General features: G+C 43.2%; 23 protein-coding genes. 13 read left to right on the top strand and 10 right to left on the bottom strand.

From position 1 onward, the window contains the following. The first annotated feature begins 11 nt into the window (after positions 1-11). Genes E0D71_RS14320 through E0D71_RS14305 form a run of 4 tightly spaced genes read left to right on the top strand, consistent with a single transcriptional unit; the run spans position 12 to position 5619 of the window. A complete protein-coding gene (locus E0D71_RS14320) occupies positions 12-1520 on the top strand; it encodes an N-6 DNA methylase (protein WP_133004003.1) in 1509 nt (502 codons plus the stop codon). Beyond that, positions 1517-3148, top strand: coding sequence for a restriction endonuclease subunit S (locus tag E0D71_RS14315; RefSeq protein ID WP_133004002.1), 1632 nt, complete (start codon positions 1517-1519; stop codon positions 3146-3148). Before E0D71_RS14320 ends, E0D71_RS14315 begins: the two co-directional genes overlap by 4 nt. Further along, on the top strand, positions 3145-4740 hold the full coding sequence (locus E0D71_RS14310) for an AAA family ATPase (protein ID WP_133004001.1): 1596 nt from the start codon (positions 3145-3147) through the stop codon (positions 4738-4740). The genes E0D71_RS14315 and E0D71_RS14310 overlap by 4 nt, the downstream gene beginning before the upstream one ends. Next, complete coding sequence (locus E0D71_RS14305) at positions 4741-5619, top strand: hypothetical protein (protein ID WP_133004000.1); 879 nt, start codon at positions 4741-4743, stop codon at positions 5617-5619. It abuts the gene before it with no gap. A 277-nt stretch (positions 5620-5896) separates the two neighbouring features. Here E0D71_RS14305 and E0D71_RS14300 read toward each other — a convergent pair whose 3' ends face one another. Together E0D71_RS14300 and E0D71_RS14295 are read right to left on the bottom strand one after the other, a co-directional pair. Beyond that, positions 5897-6472, bottom strand: a complete 576-nt coding sequence (locus E0D71_RS14300; protein ID WP_207923415.1) for a site-specific integrase — start codon at positions 6470-6472, stop codon at positions 5897-5899. Between the two features lie 19 nt (positions 6473-6491). Beyond that, positions 6492-7394, bottom strand: coding sequence for a LysR family transcriptional regulator (locus tag E0D71_RS14295; protein WP_133003999.1), 903 nt, complete (start codon positions 7392-7394; stop codon positions 6492-6494). Between the two features lie 115 nt (positions 7395-7509). Here E0D71_RS14295 and E0D71_RS14290 point away from each other — a divergent pair, with 115 nt between their 5' ends. The 3 genes from E0D71_RS14290 (at position 7510) to E0D71_RS14280 (ending at position 9778) form a co-directional block, all read left to right on the top strand. Further along, positions 7510-8157, top strand: coding sequence for a DsbA family protein (locus E0D71_RS14290; protein ID WP_133003998.1), 648 nt, complete (start codon positions 7510-7512; stop codon positions 8155-8157). Positions 8158-8220: 63 nt separating this feature from the next. After that, positions 8221-8814, top strand: coding sequence for a malonic semialdehyde reductase (locus E0D71_RS14285; protein WP_133003997.1), 594 nt, complete (start codon positions 8221-8223; stop codon positions 8812-8814). Between the two features lie 82 nt (positions 8815-8896). Continuing rightward, complete coding sequence (locus tag E0D71_RS14280) at positions 8897-9778, top strand: MBL fold metallo-hydrolase (protein ID WP_133003996.1); 882 nt, start codon at positions 8897-8899, stop codon at positions 9776-9778. A gap of 127 nt (positions 9779-9905) precedes the next feature. Here the strand turns inward: E0D71_RS14280 and E0D71_RS14275 are convergent, their stop codons facing one another. The 5 genes from E0D71_RS14275 to E0D71_RS14255 form a co-directional block, all read right to left on the bottom strand. Then, positions 9906-10742 (bottom strand): ABC transporter ATP-binding protein, encoded by an 837-nt coding sequence (locus E0D71_RS14275; protein ID WP_133003995.1) that lies wholly within the window; start codon positions 10740-10742, stop codon positions 9906-9908. Continuing rightward, entirely contained in the window at positions 10739-11752 is a 1014-nt protein-coding gene (locus E0D71_RS14270) for an iron chelate uptake ABC transporter family permease subunit (RefSeq protein WP_133003994.1), read from the bottom strand. Before E0D71_RS14270 ends, E0D71_RS14275 begins: the two co-directional genes overlap by 4 nt. Next, positions 11749-12762, bottom strand: coding sequence for a Fe(3+)-siderophore ABC transporter permease (gene fepD, locus E0D71_RS14265; protein WP_133003993.1), 1014 nt, complete (start codon positions 12760-12762; stop codon positions 11749-11751). Before fepD ends, E0D71_RS14270 begins: the two co-directional genes overlap by 4 nt. Then, positions 12752-13789 carry a Fe2+-enterobactin ABC transporter substrate-binding protein gene (gene fepB, locus E0D71_RS14260; protein WP_133003992.1) on the bottom strand — a complete coding sequence of 346 codons (1038 nt, stop codon included), beginning with the start codon at positions 13787-13789 and terminating at the stop codon, positions 12752-12754. The genes fepD and fepB overlap by 11 nt, the downstream gene beginning before the upstream one ends. Positions 13790-13927: 138 nt before the next feature. Continuing rightward, positions 13928-14122 (bottom strand): hypothetical protein, encoded by a 195-nt coding sequence (locus E0D71_RS14255; protein WP_207923414.1) that lies wholly within the window; start codon positions 14120-14122, stop codon positions 13928-13930. A 174-nt stretch (positions 14123-14296) separates the two neighbouring features. Between E0D71_RS14255 and E0D71_RS17420 the strand changes: the two genes are divergently transcribed. Then, positions 14297-14464 (top strand): hypothetical protein, encoded by a 168-nt coding sequence (locus E0D71_RS17420; protein WP_165943012.1) that lies wholly within the window; start codon positions 14297-14299, stop codon positions 14462-14464. A gap of 19 nt (positions 14465-14483) precedes the next feature. Here the strand turns inward: E0D71_RS17420 and E0D71_RS14250 are convergent, their stop codons facing one another. Further along, positions 14484-15437: a LysR family transcriptional regulator gene (locus tag E0D71_RS14250; protein ID WP_133003991.1), complete on the bottom strand. Its 954-nt coding sequence runs from the start codon at positions 15435-15437 to the stop codon at positions 14484-14486. A gap of 302 nt (positions 15438-15739) precedes the next feature. Here E0D71_RS14250 and E0D71_RS14245 point away from each other — a divergent pair, with 302 nt between their 5' ends. The 3 genes from E0D71_RS14245 to E0D71_RS14235 all read left to right on the top strand — a co-directional run bounded on the left by E0D71_RS14245 (position 15740) and on the right by E0D71_RS14235 (position 19253). Beyond that, on the top strand, positions 15740-16585 hold the full coding sequence (locus E0D71_RS14245; RefSeq protein ID WP_133003990.1) for an enoyl-CoA hydratase/isomerase family protein: 846 nt from the start codon (positions 15740-15742) through the stop codon (positions 16583-16585). A gap of 207 nt (positions 16586-16792) precedes the next feature. Next, positions 16793-17401 carry an NAD(P)H-dependent oxidoreductase gene (locus E0D71_RS14240; protein ID WP_133003989.1) on the top strand — a complete coding sequence of 203 codons (609 nt, stop codon included), beginning with the start codon at positions 16793-16795 and terminating at the stop codon, positions 17399-17401. Between the two features lies 1 nt (position 17402). Next, entirely contained in the window at positions 17403-19253 is a 1851-nt protein-coding gene (locus E0D71_RS14235) for a monovalent cation:proton antiporter-2 (CPA2) family protein (protein WP_133003988.1), read from the top strand. An 87-nt stretch (positions 19254-19340) separates the two neighbouring features. On the opposite strand, the gene E0D71_RS14230 is transcribed toward E0D71_RS14235, so the two are convergent. Next, entirely contained in the window at positions 19341-20237 is an 897-nt protein-coding gene (locus E0D71_RS14230; RefSeq protein ID WP_133003987.1) for a LysR family transcriptional regulator, read from the bottom strand. Between the two features lie 236 nt (positions 20238-20473). Here E0D71_RS14230 and E0D71_RS14225 point away from each other — a divergent pair, with 236 nt between their 5' ends. Then, the gene (locus E0D71_RS14225; RefSeq protein ID WP_133003986.1) at positions 20474-21820 is read left to right on the top strand and encodes an MATE family efflux transporter; all 1347 of its coding nucleotides are present in this window, start codon (positions 20474-20476) and stop codon (positions 21818-21820) included. A 572-nt stretch (positions 21821-22392) separates the two neighbouring features. Here E0D71_RS14225 and E0D71_RS14220 read toward each other — a convergent pair. Continuing rightward, positions 22393-23304 (bottom strand): 2OG-Fe(II) oxygenase, encoded by a 912-nt coding sequence (locus E0D71_RS14220; protein ID WP_133003985.1) that lies wholly within the window; start codon positions 23302-23304, stop codon positions 22393-22395. A 207-nt stretch (positions 23305-23511) separates the two neighbouring features. On the opposite strand from E0D71_RS14220, the gene E0D71_RS14215 reads away from it, so the two are divergent. Then, positions 23512-23982 (top strand): SDR family oxidoreductase, encoded by a 471-nt coding sequence (locus tag E0D71_RS14215; RefSeq protein WP_133003984.1) that lies wholly within the window; start codon positions 23512-23514, stop codon positions 23980-23982. Positions 23983-24286 lie beyond the last annotated feature (304 nt).

Below are 24286 nucleotides of genomic sequence, written 5' to 3'. Positions count from 1 at the left end.
CAAGGAAAAACATGAGCACACAAGACCTAATTAATAAACTCTGGAATCTATGTAACCTGTTGCGTGACGATGGTGTTACCTACCACGAGTATTTAAACGAATTAACCTACCTAGTGTTTTTAAAAATGGTAGAGGAAACAGGGCAAGAAGAGCTGATCCCTGAAGGGTATCGCTGGTCAGATATCGAAAAATTTAACGCTGTCACCCGGTTAGAAGAATATAAAAAACTGCTTATTCACTTAGGCTCAAATGGCTCATTAATCACGAAAGCCATTTTTGCTGATGCTTCAACCTGTATTCGTAAACCTGCCACGTTAAACAAGCTAGTGTCTGAAATTGATAACCTAGATTGGTATTCCGCTAAAAATGAAGGGTTAGGTGACATGTACGAAGGCTTGCTTGAAGTCAACGCAAGCGAGAAAAAATCAGGTGCAGGGCAATACTTTACACCGCGCGTCTTAATTGAAGTGATGGTTGAACTTATGCAGCCAAACTTGGATGACGTGATTGTTGACCCAACAGCCGGTACTGGTGGTTTCTTAATTGCAGCACATCATGAGCTTGAAAAACACCATGATATAAAAACCCTTGACGAAGCGGCTTACAAAAAATATCAGCATGGTACCTTCTTTGGTATGGAGTTAGTGCCAGATACGCGCCGCTTAGCCATGATGAATCTCATGTTACACGACTTAGCGGTAGATGATGCCAACGCAGGTGTACTTTATGGTGATACGCTTTCAAATGAAGGTAAAGCCTTACCGAAAGCAAGTTTGATACTCGCGAATCCACCCTTTGGCACCAAACAAGGTGGCGGCATTCCAAGCCGTGATGACTTGGTGCATTACACCTCTAATAAGCAGTTAGCCTTTTTGCATGCCATGTATCAAAGCATGTTAAAGCCTGGTGGTCGTGCCGCAGTCGTCTTGCCAGACAACGTATTATTTGAAGGTTCAACAGGTCGTAAAATCCGTAATGACTTAATGGAAAAGTGTAACCTGCATACCATTTTACGTTTACCGACAGGTATCTTTTATGCGGCAGGCGTTAAAACCAACGTGCTGTTTTTTGAAAAACCAACAGACGTCAATAAGGACAAGGGAAACACCCAAAAAGTCTGGGTATACGATCTTCGCGCCAACATGCCGCAATTTGGTAAACGTAACGTGTTAACCAAGGCCCATTTTGACGAATTTTATAAAGCAGTTGGCAGTGACTTAACTCAAGTAGACGAAGCCAAACGACAAGCCTTTATTGATAATCATAAAAATGGCAGTGAAATCGGCAACATTGATACCTGTCGATTAAGATCATTCACTCGTGGAGAGATTACAAGTAAAGAAGATTCTCTCGACTTAGCATGGATACGTGATGACAGTATTGAAGATGCTGCCAACCTCCCAGAACCAGATATCCTCATTAACGAAGCCATTGAAGAACTGGCGGGTGCGATTACTGATCTACAATCAATTTTAGTTGAGCTAAATGTAGCGGAAGAAATTGACGAGGTTATTGCATGAGCCAATTGCCTCAAGGTTGGAGTGAAGTTAGACTAGATTCAATATCAGAGATCGTAACAGGTAAAACTCCTAGTAAAAAAGAAGAGGATAATTTTGGCGGCAAAATTCCTTTTATTAAACCTGGGGATATTCATAACCAAGGGTATATAAATTCTACTGTTGAGACCATAACTGAAAAAGGCGCAGAGTTAGTTCCTAGCATTCCGAAGGGCTCTATTACTGTGACTTGTATTGGCAATCTTGGAAGAGTTGCTATCGCAAAAGAAAAGTCAGCGACTAACCAGCAAATCAATACAGCTATTCCTAATGAAACAGTTGAATCAAAATATTTATTCCACTATCTACGAACTATTAGAGAGTGGATGGAAAATGAAGCCTCAGCCACTACAGTTGCAATAATTAATAAGACAAAGTTCTCAGCGGCTCCTATTCGACTGCCGCCCTCAAAAGAAGAGCAAAAACTTATTGCCGATAAGCTGGATTCAGTATTAGCCAAAGTTGAAGCGGCACAAGCACGCCTCGATAAAATCCCAACCCTCCTAAAACGCTTTCGCCAATCCGTACTCGCCGCCGCCACTTCCGGCGAACTCACCAAAGACTGGCGAGAGAATCATTGTGAACTCACAAATAAAATGGCGGGCGTATTCATCACCGACTATGATGGAAATAAACTCGGCGAGTTACCTATTGAATGGGGTTATGTCAGTTTCAAAGATGCAGCAGAAATAAAATCGAATCTAGTAGATCCTAAAGAAACTCCAGATGCAATTCACTTGGCCCCTAATCATATTGAAGCAAATTCAGGCAGAATACTTGAGTTGGTGACCGTTGAAAAAGACGGTGTTAAAAGCAATAAACACCGATTTTTCTCTGGTCAAATTGTGTATTCAAAAATACGACCATATTTAAATAAAGTTTGTGCGGTAGATTTTGAAGGTTTATGTAGCGCTGATATGTATCCAATTGAATCAAAATTAAATAGAGAATATTTACTTTATGTAATGTTATCTGATCAATTCGTTCATTTTACATCACAACAGCAAGGACGAGTTGTTCTTCCAAAAATTAATCAAAAAGCGTTAAAAAAAATTCCCGTTCCTGTTCCACCAGAAGCAGAGCAAGTAGAAATAGCTAGACTTGTTTCTGAGTTTTTGGCTAAAGCTGAAGTCATAGAAATGCAATACAAAGCGGCAAAACTTCGTGTTGATAAACTGACTCAATCAATACTAGCAAGAGCATTTAGCGGAAAACTATTCTCTCCTATATCTGAAGATGAAAGAGAAGTGGTTGCTGTAAAAATGAAGAGTTCACAGCCAAAGCCAGATGATGTAAAAGTAACGCTGGTAGGAGAAAAGGAAGTTTCTGAGAAGAGCGGTTCTGTACCAGAGTCAAAAGAAGTGTATTCACCAGTGGTTGAAAATCAATTTGAACAAACTGGAGAAGTTTTTAAGCTGTTAAAGAGTAAAAATAAGGGAATGTCTGCTCAGGCATTATTTGATGCTTTAACTGGCAACACCTTCAGTGCTATCGATGATCTTTTCAGTGAATTAAAAAGCCTTATTGAACACAAAGTTGTTATTCAATCTGGTGAAGGTGAAAACAGTACTTTCAAGGTGACTAAAAAATGAAGGTGGATTTTTTAAAAATCAGGGACGGCTTTAAAAATATCCACAATTTAGAAATCGATTTTGATGATAAAGAATTATTAACAGTTCTTATTGGTAGAAATGGCTCTGGGAAATCGAATGTTATTGAAGCATTAGTGCGTATTTTCAGAGCCTTAGACCTTGGTGATGAGCAAGCCCCCTTCAGCTATAAATTGATATATTTATTGGGTGCAGATAATGAAAAGATGATTGAAGTTGATGCGTCACCTGACTATGGCAGCACGCCTCATCAGCAGCATAAAATTAAGGTTGCGATTAAACAGGAAGATAATACCTATTCGAAGTTTGAACCAGCAGCCTTATCAAAGGTTAGGCGTGATACCAAAGGGGTTTCAGAATATTTACCTCAACATCTATTCGCCTATTACTCAGGTCCAAGTGATCGACTAGAAGACTTGTTTAAGCCGCATAGAACCAAGTTTTATAATCAACTGTTGAAAAATAAAGTCAAAATTGAAGATGAGGTTCGCCCTTTATTTTACGCAAAACCATTCCATAGCCAATTTGTACTTCTCGCTTTCTTTTTAAACCAGCAACATGGTGTAGGCCGTGAGTTTCTGGCTGAGCAGCTGGGTATAAAAGGCTTTCATTCCGTGCATTTTGTATTTCGTCGGCCTGACTGGGGTAAAAACAATAAGAGTGACACGTTCTGGGGCGCACGAGGTGTAGTTCGCGAGTTTTTAGATAGGTTGCTTCCCTATAGCTATGGGCCTGTAAAATCAACAAGAGAAGAAGCGACCTCGTTAACGGGCAAAGGCGTTGATAATGAGTTCGTACACTTGTTTTTACCAGACATACACGGATTAAAAAAAGTGGCCAAGGAGTTAAAACCTAAAGACTTATTTAAAATGCTAGAAAGTACATTGTTGTCTGAGCTTATTGATAGCGTAAATATTAAAGTTAAATTGCACAACGATGAGATTGTTAGTTTTAGTGAGCTAAGCGAAGGAGAGCAACAGTTACTAACTGTTTTGGGCCTTTTAGAGTTTACAGTAGAAGATGATTCACTATTCCTATTGGATGAGCCCGATACTCATTTAAATCCTGCATGGGCAGCTAAATACCATACCTTTCTTAAACGGTTCATACCTAATCAAAAATTCTGCCATATCTTAATGGTTACTCACCATCCACTAGCTATAGCTGAATTGGATAAACAGCAAATACAAGTTATACGCAATAATCATGAAGGCCAGTCGATTGCTGAAGTACCCGCTGAAAGCCCAATAGGTATGGGAGTTAATGGAATATTGACCAGTGATATGTTTGGCATGGCGACAACACTAGACAGGCATACAAGCGGTGTAATAGAGAAACGTAGAACGTTACTTGAAAAAGAATCTTTAAGTGAGAATGAAACCAAGGAATTAAGGAAGTTAAACGGCTCTTTAGAACGACTTGGCTATGGTTATACCCACCCAGATGAAGACTATCGACAGTTCTTAATTGCTCGAAAAAGAGCAATGGACGCTATGGATTCTAAAGGTATAGATGACACTCAGTATCGGTTGAAGATAATTGAAAATATTTTGAAGACAAAAGGGTTGGTCTAGTTGCGATATATAGATATTAACTTAATTGATGCATGTAAACCTGACGGCTGGGATGTTAATGCCACACAGTGGTTAACTGATATTCAGAATGCCCAGGATAAATCAGCAGAATTTAAGCGACTTGGTAGTAAATGGTCACCATTCAAGGATAACTTTATCAACCAATTTGGCGATAAATGTTGGTATTCAGAAGTACCGAGAATTGGTACGGATTTCAATGTTGATCACTTTCGCCCGAAAGGGGCAGTTAAGAGAACTAAAGGGGCTTATGTCACTAGAGTCGTGAGTGGACAATCAAAAAAACACTCTGGTTATTGGTGGTTAGCGTTTGAAGCAAAAAATTATCGGTATTCATGCCAGTATGCGAACCAACCGAGAGATAATGGTGGAAAACATGACTACTTTCCTCTTCAAAATGAAACCGCTAGAGTCTGGGGTCGATGTTCGCTAACAAACCATAACGTTGAAGCACCTGTTTTGATCGACCCGTGCGTACTTGCCGATGTTCAATTGTTATCATTTGAAAAGTCCCCTGGTATGGCACATTCTCGGTACGACCAAGCCACAGATAAAGCTAAATATGAAAGAGTAAAGACGAGTGCTAAGTGCTACAACCTAAACCACAAGACCGTGAAAGGTGACAGGCTTAAAGTAATCATCTCCGTTCAGCAAGACCTAGTGCTACTAGAAAGTATTCATGGATTACCACTGGCGAGTAAACAATCTATGCAGGTAAATGTAAATAATGCTGAAAATCGACTAGTTGATGCTTGTAACCGAAAATCACCATTCTCAGCCGCCGCAGTTGCTTTTGTTAAGCCTAAAAAAGCAGAACCTTGGTTGGCTAAAATTCTAGGTAGGTTAGATCTTAGTGATTAAAATCTTTTCCTAATACAGGGGGGGGGGGGCGATGACATTAAAGTGTGATAATCGTATTAAATAATACCTCTCAATTTTACCCTCAGAGAAATTTTGGAATTTCTGAGCATAAAATGTTTTGAAAAATTATATGGCAACTTTGCTTTTAGGCAAATTAATAATCGTCCAAGGAAGAGTTTAGGTTTCAAGCAACCAGCAGTAGTGTTTAAAGAAATGTGCTTGGTTGCTTAAAATGAAATGTGTCGCATTTCGAACTTGTATTCAGATGTAACTTCAACTATCCCTTTGATGATAATGAGTTCTGACAAGTCGGAATTGATTCTTTGAACCACTCTTCCATCAATAGTCTTCGCTTCTGTAGCAAATCTCCCCGCTGATAAGCTGCTTCTGCTTGATCCTTTAGTTTATGAGCAAGAGCATGTTCAATAACTTCTCTCGGAAAGCTGGTGGTTTCACCCGCCCAATCTCTGAAAGTTGAACGAAATCCATGTTGCGTTAAGTCCTTACGATCCATTCGTTTAAGAACCGCTGTAAGCGTCATATCTGACATCTGCTTACCTTGTTGACCAGGAAAGACTAAATTGCCACCAGCGACCCTAGGGAGCTCTTGAAGTATCTTTATTGCGCCAGATGATAGCGGAACACGATGCTCTTTACGTGCTTTCATCCGCTCCGCTGGAATAATCCATATCTTGTTATCAAAATCTATTTCATCCCAGGTAGCGCCACGAACTTCACCTGAACGAGCAACGGTTAATATTGAGAACTCAAGCGCTCTGGCTGAGAGGCTAGGGCGCTTGGATAGCTCTTTCATAAAATCAGCAATTTCAGCATAAGGTAGTGGACTTCCCACACTTTACTAGACGCCTATCTTATTTATTACTCTGGTCTATTCTATCAAAATGCGATATTAGGCTATCTAGTAGCTTTCTAATCGCGACAGATTGATGTTTGCGAGAACGGTATATGGCGTAAATACCTAAAGATGCGGGTTCATAGTTGGGAAGTACATGAACTAATTTCTTATTACTGATCAACTGTTCTACGGCACTTTCGGGTTGTAAGGAAATACCACGACCTTTGAGCGTAGCTTGTAGTAATAGCATGGATTCATTCGCACTAAAATTACCTGAGACGGAAGTAACAAACTCCTGATTCTGTTTGCTAAAGTGCCACAAACTTTTACCAAAATTGGAGTAAATTAGGCAGTTATGTTTTGCTAAATCATCCGGATATACTGGATATCCAAAGCGCTTTAAATATTCGTCGGTGGCACACAAAACAGATCGGCACCGACCTAGGGAGCGTGCAATAATATTAGGGTCTAAGTCGTTGGTAATACGTATTGCTAGATCGATTCTATCCTCAACTAAGTCGGTTACTTGGTTGCTGATATGGATATCAATATGTACTTTGGGAAATTGATCTAAAAACGCATCGATAACCTTGGGTAATAAAACGGTTGCTGCAAATTGGGAACACGAAATACGTATTGACCCTTCAGGTTCAGCAACACGATCTTGTTGAGAAGGAATAGATACTTCTTGAGCTAAATCTAATAACGACAAACAGTTTTCAAAAACTTTTTCACCGGCCGCCGTAAGCGAGAGTTTACGTGTAGAACGGTGCAATAATTGCGCATTCGCCCAAGCCTCCATTTCGCTTAAGTATCTTGTCACCATTGAGCGTGACATATCTAATGACTGAGCAGCACCCACCATACTACCTTGTTCGACAATTCTGACAAAGACTTGAGCCGCAGTAATCCTGTCCATTTATCAACCTATATGTTCGATTTATGCAACTAATAATTGCCTACTATGGGGTTTGTTGCAACATATTTGCAACTTATACTGGTTTCATACCGTTAATACTACTCAGGAAAACAAAATGAAGACCCTACACTACATTATGGATCCGCAGTGCGGCTGGTGTTACGCCGTCGCACCGCTTATTGATGCACTCACTCAATTAACTAATGTAGATATTAAAATATACGCTGGCGGCTTATTTTCAGGCGTAAGAAAACGCCAATTATCCGCTGCTTCTCATCAGCAAATTGTTGCTATGGACAAAAAGATTACAGCCTTAACAGGCCAAGTATTTAGTCATACTTATTACACAACAATATTGGAAGATAAACTGCGAATTTTAGATTCTGATACGCCCATTACAGCGCTGTTAGCAGCCGAATCCTTAGGGCTTAATCCATTGGCGATGTTGCATAAGATGCAAATCGCGCAATTTGTACAAGGGCGTTCTCAGTCCGATGTTCCTAACCTAGCAAACATTGCCAATGAGCTCGGTGCTAGCACTTTGGATTTCTTAAATGCTTTTGACCTTTTTAGTGGTGAAAAAACGCTGCAACACATAAATAAAGCACGACATATGTTGGAAACAGTCGGAGGTGGTGGATTTCCTACACTTGCATTTGAGCATTCAGATGGCGCCTTTATCAAATTGGACCACCATCATTATTACGGCCAATCTGTAAAGTGGTTAGCCTATGTAAAACAAACATTGAACTCGATCGATTGAATAATGACTTTTATAAAGCATGTATTTATGAATGAAAATTAGTTAATAAACCTGGAGCGTTACATGAATAATAAATTAGATAGAAAAGCCCAAGCACAATTGTTTAGCGAAGCACGCACATTTAATGCGTTCTTAGATAAGGAAGTTCCTGATGCGTTGATTAAAGAACTTTATGAGTTAATGAAGTGGGGGCCAACCTCTATGAACTGCCAACCTGCTTATTATGTGGTGGTAAAAAGTGCCGATGCGAAAGAAAAACTAAACAAAGCCTTAGCTCCTGGCAATCAACAAAAGAGCCTAACGGCACCTGCTACGGTGATTATTGCTTCGGATACGCAGTTTTATAATAAATTACCTGAGTTGTTTCCTGCGTACCCAACGGCCAAAGACCTATTTGCTAGCAATGATGCTTTTCGAGACGCCACCGCATTTAGAAATTCAAGTTTGCAAGGCGCTTATTTCATTATGGCCGCTCGCAGTCTGGGTTTAGATTGCGGCCCGATGAGTGGCTTTGACAATAAAATCGTTGATGACACCTTCTTCCCTGATGGTCGTTATAAGTCTAACTTTATTATTAACATTGGCTACGGGGATGCAACAAAGAATTATCCAAGAGGACCGCGTCTGGCATTCGAAGACGTTGTCGATATTCTTTAGCAAGTGCTTTTATATCCCTTAATTTAATACATTTATCAACAGCATATTTACTCGCTGCATTCACAAAAGACTAGAGATTATTATGACACTTTTATCCAAATTCATTCAGCTAAGTATGCTTGCCGTAACGGTGGTTGTATCTGCCAATGCTGTTAGCGCAACACTAGAAACAACGGTGTTTAATCCACAAGAAAAAAGCGTGTTTCCTGTCAGCTCCGTACTTATTAGTGGCCCAACAGAAGCAATCTTAGTTGACGCACAATTTCAACGAAATGACGCACAATCATTGGTTGAACTCATTAAAAAATCCGGTAAAAAACTAACCACTATATACATTAGCCACGGTGACCCCGATTATTATTTTGGGCTAGACGTGATTACAGAGGCGTATCCTCATGCCAAGGTATTGGCATCCGCTAAAACTCAAGCGTATATCAAAGCATCCATGGCGCCTAAAAAAGCGTACTGGGGGCCTATCCTTAAAGAAAATGCACCACAAAAGCTGGTTGTGCCAGACGTATTGAAAGGCGATACCTTAATGGTTGATGGTGAAAAAGTGAATATTGTGGGTCTTAACGGCCATGATCCCAAGCATACCTTTGTGTGGATCCCTTCTATTAAAACCATGCTTGGTGGTGTAGTGGTGTTTAGCAATATGCACGTTTTCTTAGCGGATACGCAAACCCCTGAATCACGTCAAAATTGGTATAAAACCCTTGATGTGATTGAACAACTACATCCTACAACTGTTATCCCTGGGCACATGTTAGGTGACAAGCCAATGACTATTCAGTCGGTTAACTTTACCCGTAAATACATTCAAGCTTTTGAAGCTTCTGCTCAATCCTCAACTAACTCAAATGAATTGATTGATAAAATGAAAGCCATCTATCCGAATATTGGCGGCGATGCGATATTGGGTTTAAGCGCCAAAGTTATCATGGGTGAGATGCCTTGGGGCTAGATAGGGGCGCGCTTACGCGGGGATGAGCCTATGCAGCATTGACGAGGTTTAAAATGGCGATCTTGTGTAAGATCGCCATTTTTCGTTGGGTCAGATTGGTTAACTTTATTTCATTGAATTTGAGTTGTTAGCGAGTTTGTCGAGCTTTTGGGATGATCAATGGCGTGCCAGAGATAGGGTCGTCCAAGATCATACAGGGTAAGCCAAACACTTCTTCTATGAGGGTTTCCGTGACAATGTCTTTTGGCGCGCCAGTGGCAATGATTTTGCCGGCTTTCATTGCAATAAGGTTGTCTGCATAACGACAAGCATGGTTAAGATCGTGTAACACAGCGACTAAAGTGTGGCCTTGAAGTCGATTCAAATCCTGAAACAAATCCATTAGCTCAATCTGATGAGCAATGTCCAAATACGTGGTCGGTTCATCGAGCAAGAGTAATGGGGTTTCTTGTGCCAATGCCATGGCAACCCAAACCCGCTGGCGTTGTCCGCCGGACAATTGGTCAACATTGTGCTGCGCAAATTCTGTGATGCTGGTGGCTTTCATGGCGGCGTCAACGGCGTTTTGATCTTCTTCGCGCCAAGGTTGAAACCATGTTTGGTGAGGGAAACGACCACGGGCAATCAAATCGACGACTTTTATGCCATCTGGCGCAATGGCGCTCTGCGGTAACAATCCTAATATTTTGGCGACGTCTCGTGTTGCCAGGGTATGAATGTCTTGGCCATTCAGCAGCACTTGGCCTGATTTTGGCTCAAGTAATCGGCTCATGGCACGCAGTAAGGTAGACTTACCGCAGCCGTTTGGGCCGACAATCACGCTAAATTTTCCCTCAGGAATACGAACAGAAAGATCCTGCGCAATGATGTTCTGGTCATAACATAAGGTAATCGATTCTGTTGCGAGTGATAGTTCTGTAAGAGATAACCCCGTTACGTGAGGTTTTACGGAGGGCGCTGTCATAATTTTCCTTCACGAGTAATCAAATAGACCAAGTAAATACCGCCTAAACTGATAGTGACCAGGCCGACTGGCAAGGTGGAGCCTGCCCAGCCGTGTTGCGCAATAAAGTCGGCACACAATAACAATAAAGCACCAACATACGCAGACGAACTCAGCGATACGCTGGCACTGTTTTCTAACCGACGGGCGATTTGTGGGGCGGCCAATGAAATAAACGCGATCGGCCCAGTAATTGCGGTAGCAACGGCAGTTAGCGATACCCCGACAAACATGAGAATCAGCCGTGTTTTATTGACCGGCACCCCCAAAGCGGCAGCAGTATCGTCCCCCATTTCAAGTAATTTCATCCGCGTATTGAGTAAAAATGCGCACACCATAAAAGCCGAAATCAGTGCCGCGGCGGGCAAGATACGAGCCCATGTCATACCGTTTAAGGACCCCGCGCTCCATAAAGCAGCGGTCATCGCGGTTTCCAGTGATACGGTGAGTGATAACCATTGATTAAACGCCGTCAGCGTTGCGCTAATGGCAATGCCCACGATGATTAGGCGAAAGCCAGAATGCCCCTCACGATAAGCAAACAAATACACAAGTAGTGCCGAAAAAAGCCCCCCTAGAATGGCGCCTAACACACTTAACCAGTATAGGTTTCCAAAAAAAGCGATGGAGATCAACACGCCAGTAAAAGCACCAACGTTAAAACCGGTTATGTCTGGGCTACCAAGCGGGTTACGAACGAGGGATTGAAACACAGCGCCGCTGACGCCCAACGCCGCACCAATCAGCAATGCAGAAAACAATCGCGAGGCACGCCATTGCCAAACCACAATGGATTGATAATGGTTGGCTTTTCCGGCGATTAACTGCCAGACATCGCTCAGATTGTTGGCAATGTGATCACCAAGAAAAAGCGTGGCAAAGATCAGCAGTATCGTCAGAAAAAGAACAAGGATTCGTGAGGGCTGGATGCCAAAAAATGAGCGGGCTAGATTGCTTTGAGGCGGTTTCATAGTCCATTGGCTCCTTTTCTGCGCACCAAATAAATCAAAATAGGCGCGCCAATAAAGGCGGTCACAATCGACACTCTAAGTTCTCCCGCAATTAATACGCGACCAATAATGTCGGCGATCAGTAACAATGTTGGCGTCAAAATAAAGCTAAAAGGGATGATCCAGCGCTGATCTGGCCCAACCATCCAGCGGGCAATGTGCGGCATCATTAAGCTCACAAAACCAATGGGGCCAGCCGCAGCGGTGGCAGCGCCACAAAGTAGAGTAATGGAGATCAAACTTATGATTTGAACACGAGCAGGCTTGCTTCCCAGTGCAGCGGCGAGAGAATCGCCCAGACTAAACGCATTGAGCGCAGGGGAAATAGCCACGGCTAGAAAACACCCAAAAATCACCACAGGCGCAATAAACAAGGGCACCATAAGTGTTCGTGAATCCAAGCTGCCAACAGACCAAAATCGAATTTGATCAAACGCACTCGGATTGAAAAGCGTCAGGCTGGAACTAAACCCAGCAAACGCCGCACCGATGGCAACACCAGCCAAGGTCAACTTTAAAGGGTCGACTTTGCCAGCGCCTGTACTGCCGACAAAATACACTAAAACGCTGGCCAGCAAGGCGCCAATGGCGGAATAAAAAAAGAACTCAGTTAGTTGGGTTGCGCCTAAAAAAACAATCGCGATGGCAATGGCCAAACTTGCGCCAAGGTTCACGCCAAGTATGCCAGGGTCCGCCAGCGGGTTTCGAGTAATTGCTTGAATCAATGCGCCAGAAGTGCCAAGAGCCATACCAACAAAGAGTCCATTTAGCGTTCTGGGTAGCCGACCTTCAAGAATGATGGTTTCAGCAAGACCGTGTTCCTTGCCAACTAGCACATTCCAGAGCACGTCGATAGACAGCGGCTTGGCGCCAATACACAAACTCACCACCATGATAATGGACAATAGTAATATTGACCCCAGTAACCAGCTATAACGCGTTCCACTAGAAACGGAGGGGTTATTCGACATGGTTTTTGCGTCCAAACAGGGTTTGCAATCGTGTTAATAAATGGCTGGCGCTGTAGTAGTCCAAGCGAAAGGTATCTTCACCAACGGCGTACACTTGATGGTTGATCACTGCGTGAGTGGTTTGTAAATAATGGTTGTTTTTAAACGCGGCGGTTCTGTCTTCGGAAGCGGAAAATAACAACACAGATTCGCCGGTGACGGCATCGGGGAAGCGCTCGCCTGTGGCGATGACAATGTCGTTACGTAGCCCCATACTGATGTTGCCTTTAACGGATTCTGGCACCTTAGCGATGGTGAATCCAAGCTCTTGTAATAGACGGCCTTGGGCGGATTCTGTTGTCCAAATGTTCGCCCCTGTATCGTCTTGGTAATAGACCATGGCGGAGGTGGGTTGAGGAGGGAGCGTGATGGCTTCTTTTGTGAGCTTTAGCTGTTTTTCGAAGTCTTGAATGACCTGATTGGCTTGGGTTTCTAGGCCAAGTAAATCACCAAAAATGTGCGCCAATTGCATCCAGCTTTTGTCGTCATAACCAATGACAAGCGTCGGGGCGATGTCTTTTAATTGGTCGTACAGTTTCATGGCAGAATCCCCGCCAGTGGCGGAGATAATGATGAGATCTGGGTTGGCCTTGATAATGGCTTCGGCATTCGGTTCAGTTTGATACAAAGACACCACGCCGCGCTCTTCTGCGATGTCTGACCATTGGCGCATAAAGCCTTGTTCGGATGCAACACTGGTATTGGCCATGGTGCCACCCGATGCGACAAGTGGTGCGTTTATCGCTAACAAGGTGCCAGATAGGGTCACACTGGTGGACACAATTCGAGTCGGCGCCTGTTTCAGAGTTAATAGGCCTTCACGCGTCATAATGCTTCTTGGCCAGCCAGAATCACTTTTCTCAACTTGATCTATGGTTAAGGTTTTTTGAGCAGGTGGTGCAGAAGGTGACTGATCACAGCTTGTAAGAATGAGGCTGAACAAGAGCAGTGTAAAAACTCGTCTGAAATGCGTAATGCGGCGAACCATGTCTGAAATCCTGTAGACCTATATGAGCGCGCTATTATATCGATGAGAACAGGAATTTAACACTATTGATAATCATTTTCATTGTGTTTTATCTAGATGCCTTCCATTCACGCAGTGCAGCTTTGGGTTGCCCACAGTCTAGCAAACTCTGGGAAGTCCAAACTGCCTAATCCGAGAAAAGACGGCTTGATGGCCGTGCCGGCGCGCAAGTTCCCCAACCGGCAATACACACACTGCCATCCCCAGCACAAAAATGGTAACCGGCAGTGTTGCTAATAAAGGCGTTGGAGACAAGATGCTGCCAACAATCGCACCTGTAGCATAAAGCACCACATTATTTGCTCCAGAAAGCGCTTGGGCTAATACTAATAAGTATTTTTACCGTACTGGTTAGTCACAATCGATTGGATGTCTACACGCATTTTCTCTCTCCAGCTAATGTAAATCCGAAATGTTGGGTACCTATTGAGACGGCAGAAATGATGCTTCAATTAGTGTCAGCAAATCGTGGTACTACCAGAATGGCTTAACTCACCCCATAAAGAAAAATTAGCGCTAAAAAGCTTACGGCTTGGCCAACAAGGCTTGGTTAAAAGCGTCAACGTGGGGCGTGATGAAGATTTAGAGCTGGACTATGTTAATGCGTTTATCCACTCGATTAATGATGAGGGATAAAACCATTAGGTGAGCGCAGTCACTGTAGATCAGGCCATTCTTCTTGGGTTATTAGTTGTGCTGTGATAAGCCTTTCTCTAAGGGAGTGGATTTTGGTTTTAAGGGCATCGCGAATGAGCCGAATAGCTGGTGAAATCATTTGTCGACTTGGCAATACTAACCACATTTCTGTTATTGGGATCTGGTAGCCTAACATGACCCGTTGCAGTCGCCCCGCGAGCAGGTCTTCAGCAACATCAATGGCTGATTTTTTGGCTATGCCAGTACCGTCCACACACCAGCGGCGCACAATATCCCCATCATTAACGGCGCGATTACTGATGACTTTCACCTTGTATTTATCATCGCCCTGATAAAGCTCCCAACTGTCGTGCATCACTTCATAAAGCTTATATAAAAGGGCATTGTGTTGTGACAATTGTTCCGGGGTTTCAGGTGCTCCGTGCTCAGCAATATAGCCAGGAGAAGCACATAGGAAATGAGGGATATTACAAATTTGAAAACCGTATAAATTGGAATCTTGTACGGCACTCTTGGTCATTGCTCGCAGTGCAACATCCACCCCGTCACGGTAGAAATCCACACGGCTATCACTCACATGCAAACGCAAGGTAACGTCTTTATGTTCGTCCATCACTTGATTTAATAACACGCGCATGAGGTTACGGCCCATTTCCGATGACACCGCCATTTTGACTTCACCTGTGATGCTTTTTTGCTCTTCATTTACCACCATCTGCCCTTGTTGCAATAGCTCTAGTGCTTGCTGACATATGGGCAAGTAGCGTTCCCCCTCTGGGGTCAATCGAATGCTGCGGGTGGTGCGGACAAACAGCTGGCTTCCTAAACCTTGCTCTATACGCTTTAACGCCATGCTGGCACTGGCGGAGCTCATGTCCAACTGATTGGCTGCAGCGGTAATCGATTGCAGCTCTGCAATTTTAATAAGTACTTGTAAATCAGCAATTTTCATAACGTCCTCAAATCTCATAGCTAGGCAAGCGTGTTTCAATCATTGGTGCTTGGCCTGATAGGCGATTGGCTGTCTTCTGTTGTTGAGCATAGGAGTAAGCATAGGCGTGTTTTAGGCATAAAGATTAAGCATAGGCTCATTAAGGAAAACCATTATTAATTATAACTTAAAACTCAATGTTTAATTTGGCCAATAATAAAATAAATCAAAATTATATAGTATTTGTTTTGCACATTTGGTGATCTTTTTAGGCAAAGACAGCATGTTTTTGTCACTTAATGACAATATTTGGAGAATTTATTATGAAATACGAAGGCTTTCAGACTTTCACGACAGAGCAAGACAGTGGCATTTTAACAGTGACCTTCGACTTTGGCAGCGTCAATGTACAAGGGCAAGAAATGCTCGCCGACCTTAATAGTCTAGCAATGCGCTTAGAACGAGATCGCAGTACTAAAGTGGTGGTTTTCCAATCTGCGAATCCAGAAATCTGGGTTTGTCATTATGATACCGAGTTATTAAAAGACATGTCGACGGTTGCAGTGTCTAGAGAAGACGCACAACTGTTGGACTTACAAGAAGTGTGTGAACGAATCAGCAAGGTACCTCAAGCGACCATCGCCAAATTAGAAGGTTTTGCCCGTGGTGGCGGTCATGAGCTTGCACTTGCCATGGACATGCGTTTTGCGGCTCGTGGTAAATATAAGTTCATGCAAATGGAAGTGGCCATGGGAATCTTACCTTGTGGCGGTGGTGCTTCACGTATGGCTCGCCAAACAGGCTTGGGGCGTGCTCTTGAAATTATTTTGAGCGCTCGTGATTTCGATGCCGATGAAGCAGAAACATTCGGCACCATTAACAAGGCTTTGGACCCGGATCAAATAGGCGAATACGTTGATACCTTGGCGAAACGTATTGCTCAATTTCCTGCAGATTCTATTAATGCCTGTAAACGTGCGGTTTATGAGTCTATTGATAAGCCGATTGAAGACGCCTTGAAAGCAGAAGCCTATTGGCTCTACCAAGCCACCAGCAAAACACCCGCGATTAAGCGCTTCTCAATTGCTGATGAGCAGCGTCTTGAAGATGACATCGAAAACCAACGTAACTGGAATGACTTGGTCATGAATGTTCAAGAGATTAATTAATATCTCGTGATACCTATCGGCTTTGCTTCTTTCTTGCTGTTGGCTCTTAACTGGGGCGGCAAGCCAGAAGTGAGGCTGAATAAGCTAGGTACTACATTTAAATGATACATCTCAATGAGACTTAAGTTGTCAAAGCCAATGGGCTTTTATCACTTATTTTTAATCGTCGGCTTAAAGGACGTTGCCAATAACTAGGTAGCCATAGAAATGAAAAAAATCCTGATTAATTTTGCTCACCCTGCCAAATCACGCTCTAGCGTAAATAAAACCCTACGAAAGGCGGTTGAAGGGGTTGAGGGCGTTACGGTGAATGACCTTTATCAAGCTTACCCTGATTTCATGATCGATATAGAACGAGAAAAACAGCTTTGTGAAGAGCACGATGTGATCATTTTTCAGCATCCGCTTTATTGGTATTCCACTCCTTCCATCGTCAAAGAATGGTTTGATCTGGTGTTAGAGCACGATTGGGCTTATGGCTCTAAAGGCAACGCCCTAAAAGATAAGCTTTTTTTTCAGGTGATCAGTGCTGGTGGTGATGGGGCTAGCTACCAAAAAGACGGTTATAACGAGTTTTCTTTAAAAGAACTGAGTGCGCCATTTCGAGCCACTGCAAAACTATGCAAATTGGTTTGGTTGCCGCCTTTCGCCATCACTGGAGTGCATGGTGGGCTGCCTACGGCAGAAATACTACGCCATGGAGAAAGTTATCGAAGAACAATAATTGCTCTGCGCGACGAGCGAGTAGACATAGAGCAAGCAAAATTGCTTGAGCTACTTAATGCGGATCTCAATCAGCTAATCGGGAGCGAATAAGATGGAAGCTTTTTTACTGCAATTTTTTATTTTTTTGGTAGCGGCAGCAGTCGCGGTACCATTAGCGAAAAAGCTCGGTCTTGGTTCAGTACTGGGTTATTTAATCGCAGGTATAGTGATTGGCCCCTTTGGCGCGTCATTAATACACGATGTGGAAGCTATCATGCATTTCACCGAATTTGGCGTGGTTATGATGCTGTTTTTAGTCGGCTTAGAGCTAAAACCATCCTTGTTGTGGCAATTAAAGACGTCGATCATTGGTTTGGGTGGCTCGCAAGTGGTGTTGAGCAGCTTGGTTATCACAGGGATTAGTGCTTGGTATTTGCCATGGCAACAAGCTTTGGCGATAGGGCTCATTCTGTCTTTATCTTCAACGGCTATCGTACTGCAAACCCTTCAAGAAAAAGGCCAAATGAAAACCGAAGCAGGGCAGTCCGTTTTTTCTGTGCTGTTATTTCAAGATTTGGCAGTGATCCCCATGTTGGCGATTATTCCTTTATTGGCGACCTTGCCAAGTTTAACCGCAGATCAGCACGGCAGCGTATTATTTGACTTACATGCTTTGCCCGAATACCTGCAGTTTATGACCACTTTAGGCGCGGTGGTTTTGGTGTTAGTGATTGGTAAGTATGCCGGTCAACCTATGTTTCGGGTTATTGCCAAAACAGGGGTAAGAGAAATCTTTGTTGCCGCAGCATTGGCATTAGTCATTGGCAGCTCATTGCTGATGCTGGCGGTAGGGTTATCGCCTGCTCTAGGGGCTTTCTTGGCAGGAGTGGTGTTGGCGGACAGTGAATTTCGACACGAATTGGAAAGTGATATTGAACCTTTCAAAGGTTTATTACTGGGTATCTTCTTTATTTCGATTGGTGCCAGTTTGAACTTTACGCTGATTAGCGACAACATCTTACTAATACTGGGTCTTAGCGCGGGTCTAATCGCTTTAAAGTGGTTGGTGTTGGTGTTTATCGGTAAGGTGTTTAGGATTACCAGTAAAGAACGTTCTTTGTTTGCCATCGCCCTTGCCCAAGGTGGTGAATTCGCCTTTGTCTTGTTTCAGCTAACCAAGAATACCGGAGTCTTGCCCGTGAGTGTGATCGAGCCGCTGATTTCTGCGGTGGCGATTTCTATGTTTGTCGCACCTTTGATGTTTGTTTTACATGATAAAATGGCACGTTCTTCATTGGCAGAAGCACTTCCGGAAGACGAGGATGTGATCCAAAAAGGAGATCATAAAGTCATCGTGGCTGGGTTTGGCAGACTGGGTGTGGATATCGGACGCTTTTTACTCTCGGCTGGCATTAAACCTGTCATTCTTGACTATGACTCTAATAATGTCAGTGTGCTACGTAAGCTAGGAATAGAAGTGTATTATGGCGACGCTACTCGTCTGGATTTATTGGAGTCTGCTGGGGCGGCTGACGCTGAGCTACTAGTAGTTACCTTCGGCAATACCGATGCTGCTAAGCACTTGATTGAACTGGCAGCCAAGCACTATCCTCACCTTAAAGTCGTGGCCAATGCGAGAGACAGAGAAGCGGCCTTCGAACTAATGGACATAGGCGCAGATAATATCTTTCGTGAAACCTTTGATAGCGCTTTAAGTATCGGCCAGTCGGCGATGCAGCAGCTTGGCATTGACTCTTATGAGGCCCATAGACTGAAGCAGATTTTCAGAAAGAAAGACATTGAAATGATGCCCGAGCTGTATAAAAAACGATGCGAAGAAGAAAGCTACATTTCCTTGTATAAGAAACATCACGCTCAGTTAGAAGACTTAATGAAACTTGGCACTAACGAAAGCCTTGAGGCGGCAAATAAAGCCTGGGCGGGAAGGAATCCAGACCATTAAGTGCCTCATTCATTAAGTGCAATTAAAATCAGATAGAAGCCTGAAAAAAACAAGGCCGAGTGAGTCATCAGTCGGCCTTGTTAAGGGTTATTTTCTTTCCCAATAAGGGTTGTCACCAAAACGTTTTACAAAGAAATCAATAAAGGCTCGCACTTTTGGGGCAATCAGTCGTGAGCTTGGATAAACCGCCCAGATCGCTGAATTATTGACCAACTGGTAGTCTGCCAATATTTTCACTAATTTCCCTTCACGTAATTCTTTATCGCAACACCAAATAGAGGAGATGGTGATTCCTGCACCGTCGACACAGGCGTCACGAGTAGACTCCCCGTTGTCTATTCTAATTGCGCTATTGGGCTTAATTCTCTGGATGCCTTCATCATTCTCAAAATCCCAATGATCAATGCCAATCAGGTTGATGCAACTATGCTGCTGAAGTTCTTTAGGGGTTTTAGGCTCACCAAATTTGGCAATATAGTCAGGAGAGGCGCATATAATACGGGTGTCTGAGGCTAACTTTCGAGCCACCAGACTGGAATCATTGAGCGCCGCATTTCGAATCGCAATGTCAAAACCGCCTTCTACCATGTCAACAATGTTATCGCTCTGTCTTAGGTCGACTTTTAAGTGCGGGTATTCACTGATGAAATCTTTCAAGGCAGGCACAATATGCATGCGCCCAAATGAAGAGGGCGCCGTAACACGAATAGTGCCGCGAGGAGTAAAGCTGCCAGCACCAACCGATGCTTTGGCTCTGTCTACGGCGCTGAGCACTTCCTCTGCATGGGGTAAGAACTCACGACCTTCCTCAGTTAGAGACACTTTACGTGTCGTTCGATGAATAAGCTTCACCCCGAGAGACTCTTCAAGCTTATTAAGGTGCATGCTAGCAACCGGTGGCGACAAGCCTAATTCACTGCCCGCCAGGCTGATATTCTGGGTTGAGGCAACGCGTACAAAAAGCTGTAGATGGTCGTTATTCATTGTTTAGAAATTCTTAAAACTGAATGTACTGATTATTGTATTATCAAAAAAAAGCTTTGTAAATATACTCCCTGTATCAGGAATCATGGGTATTAAAGAGCTACGACTAACACGGATTGTTAACTCCTCCTTCATTTTGCTCGTTTCTCGCATGCCTTACTCATTGTGCTGTATAGCGAGTGAGTTGAGCTTTTATCCCTTTTTTATAAATCATTGACTTCATAAAGGCCTAAATAATGGCATACGTAACTTCTTCACCATTTAAATCGCTCTACCGCCAAACCTTGCCTATGTTGGTCGGCTTATTTGCGATCATGGGAAGTCAGTTTATAGACAGTGTTTTTATTGCCCAATTAGGTCCTCAGCCCCTTGCTGCGCTTGGTTTTTCTGTACCCATCTATCAACTCATTGTCGGTATTCAAGTAGGTATCGGCATCGCCGCTACCGCCTGCATATCAATTGCTATTGGCGAAAGAAGGGATAGCTATGCCAAGTACTTGAGTGCGATCGTGCTAGGGCTTGGCGGCCTTGTGGTGAGTCTGCTGATTTTTTTACTCTGGTTTTATCAACAAGGCATCTTTTCTGCGTTAGGTGCCAAGCCGAATGTTATTCGCTTATTGCCCAGCTTTTGGGCACCTTGGTTATTAAGTTGTTGGCTAGGTGCTTTTTTGTATTTTGGCTACAGTATTTGTCGTGCTTTTGGACAAACTCTTATTCCTGGAAAGGTTATGATACTGACGAGTGTGATTAACGTGGTACTCGATCCGGTGTTTATTTTCACTTTTAAGATGGGGATTGCGGGTGCCGCTTGGGCGACCTGTATTGCGTTTTTTATTGGCTTAGTAGTCATTTTCAAATCCATTTTTAAGCAAGGCTATATGGCCTTACCGAAAAATTCTAAAGTAATAAGAACAGGAACCAGCGCCATTGCAAAATTCACCGCCCCCGCGTTATTAAGCCAATTTATCCCGCCGATTTCAGCCTTCTTTGTGACCATCATTGTTGCTTCATATGGCATTTTAGCCGTTGGTGTATGGGGCATGGTGAGCCGAATAGAATATGTTTTGATCGTCTTGGTGTTGGCCGTCACCATGGCATTGCCTCCCATGATAGGAAAACTTAAAGGAGAGCAGAGCTACACAGAGATTCTAAAACTGATTAAAACTGCCATTTTTAGCATTGTTGCCTTTCAATTGGTTTTGGCGATTTTAATGATGATATTTGTCAGTCCGATCACAAGTCTGCTAAGTGGCGAGGAAGACGTTAAAAGTTTGCTAATGCAATACTTTTATCTGATTCCAATCAGTTATGCGGGCCTTGGTGTTTGCATGATTAGCGTGTCTGCCTGTAATGCGATTGGGGCACCTAGTGTGGCATTGCATGCTTCTCTATTGCGGTTATTTGTTTGCTACTTACCACTGGTATGGCTGGGCTCTGAAATGTATGGGCTAATGGGGTTATTTATTGGCGCATCATTGGGGAATATCCTCTCAGGTGTGGTGTGCTGGAAAATGTTCATCGGGCAATATAACAAACTCATAAACCCTAGGGTCTATTGCACTACGTCAAATCAAACAAGCTAGTGATAAGTGTTGAATCGATAAGCAATGCTTTTTGTATACCAAAAAGCATGCCTGACTTAGAACAAGTAGCCAAAAATCGCCTAAGACAAACTCTCAAAGGTAAAAGAAGAAAGCCAACAACACTAGGCCATCACTGCATAGCTGGTGGCGCTATCTTCAGTTGATAATACTCAGGTTAAATGCGTTCACTGCGATGGTTATTCCGTTGTACTTATCCCAAACGCTCAGTGTCTGACTTGTTTCTTTTGTTATTCTCATGTCCATTCTTAGTGATTTTATAATGCAGCGATGTATCTCTTCGAACGCACCGTTAGCATGGGTGTCTGGTTAAATTCTTAGTGAATAGTGTGTTATGCGTAGCGGTACAAAAGCTCGTTAATACAAGGTTCTTAATATGGGTGTCTTGTTAAACTAGCTTATCGTGTGTGCTGAAAATGGGTGTGTTTACAGGCAAAAAAGAGGCCGTACTAACAGGGTTAGAACGACCTTTTATGACTGAGGTTTGTACCGTAAGAAGCGTAACAGCGGACTTCTTAGCGTGGGTGTCTTGTTAAGCGCCTTGTAATGACGCCTTAGAAAGGCGCCATGCTGTCAGGTGTTTGGTCCGGTGTTGTCCAACGCACTTGTGGGTCGGTCAACTGTTGTGGGGCATGATGAGATGGGGTTTGACCATGCTTACCATAAAGCCACAAAACAAAGTTTGTACGCTTACCTGAGGTGATAGGGTGCGCAGCATGTGCCACGTTACCACGGTGGATAACCGCTACACCTGGTGCGAATACATAGCGATTCATTTTGCCTGTCATGGAGTCATAAAAGTCCACTTCAGAGCCAGTAAATGCTTCCCCTGGTAGATTAAGGTTTACATTTAATGTGACGGTTGATGCATCCGTGTGCAGGCGCAATGAGGTGTCGGTATCGGCACGATATTGAATCGAGAAACCAAACGTTTGCCCGTCATAGCCCATGGTTTCAGGGAACAATAAGCGTGCGATTGGGCGCATGTATTTATCCAGTAATTCTTGATACAAATCTTGAAATTTTGGTGCCGCCAGATAGCCTTCAGAACGGGCATCCAACATTGCTCCGCCACGGTTTAAGACGATGCCATAGGGTGGTCGCAGTGGAATCTCTGCGTCCGCTACGGCGTCAAGGTAGTGGCGTAAGTCCGCAAGACGCTTTGGGTCAAACAGTTGAAATTCAAACACATCGGGTGCAATTTCATGCATCAAGTTAGCAACTTTTGTTTCTTGTAATGGGTCTTTCCAAGACTCTGTGACAGCATCTCGCAGCGTGCTATCAATAAGAGAATCATCAATCGGCAAAAGGCGATCTTGCTCGCTTGTTTCCCATTCTTGCCATGCTTTTTTAAGTAATTGTCTATTTTTATCCCAAAACATTTGTGCAGAGGGTGAGCGCTGCAACATTGCTTCTCGAGTTGGGAGTTGTAATTCCCGTGCTTGCTGTAATGAATTTAAAGACATCTTGTAACACTCCTCTAATTAAATGCGGGTTAGCGTCGTAATAGAGTTAATTTATTCCTTTTCTTATTGTTAATAAACGAGGCTGTTAGCAAAACAGTTTTAATTTTTGTAATATAATTTCAGTGTGTTTATGGATTGTTTTGAGTAATAAAAGAGCGTTATGGATGGTCTAAATAGGCCGAGATATTTTGGAGCCATGCATGATCAATGAGATTAAGTGAGTTGGACATGCAAGACCCAGCAGAATGGAAAACCATGTTCGATGTAAATGTCATTGGTTTGATGAATGGCATGCAAGCCGTATTAGCACCAATGAAAGCCCGTAACACAGGGACTATTATTAACATTAGCTCTATTGCGGGCCGTAAAACCTTTCCTAGCCATGCGGCTTATTGCGGGACGAAATTTGCAGTGCATGCGGTTTCAGAAAACGTTCGAGAAGAAGTGGCGAGCGCCAATGTTCGAGTAACGACGATTGCCTCAGGCGCAGTAGAAACAGAATTACTTTCCCATACCAGTTCAGATGAGATTATTAATGGTTATGAAGACTGGAAAGACGGTATGGGTGGTGCATTGGCAGCGGATGATGTGGCCCGTTCAGTGGAATACGCTTACCAGCAGCCACAAGGCGTTTGTATCCGCGAAATCGTGATCTGTGCAACGCGCCAGCCAGCATAATAGCAATATCCTAATAATGTTTTGCGCTTCATGGGAAGCGCTAAACATTTTGCGCCCACTCGAGCGACTATATAGTTACTTTTAAATTCTCATAAATATGGCTGTAAAGGCTTTATTGTTAATAAAAAATATAAAGTGTTTTACCTATCCATTGGCTAATTTCCTTCGCAAAATCCCCTTAAAATGCGCCGCGTAAAAGCACACTCTCTCATTTTAAGCGGTTTTAATTTGTCTTGTTCTTCTTTCGCTGCAATGGCTTAAGTTACTTAAAGCAATGCAATCAACCGGCTTATCTCTTAATACC

It is taken from the genome of Marinomonas sp. KMM3893 (genome assembly GCF_004352855.1).
Lineage (GTDB): Bacteria > Pseudomonadota > Gammaproteobacteria > Pseudomonadales > Marinomonadaceae > Marinomonas > Marinomonas arenicola.
The sequence above is the reverse complement of the archived record's forward strand: the minus strand, read 5'-3'. Positions and strand labels throughout refer to the sequence as shown.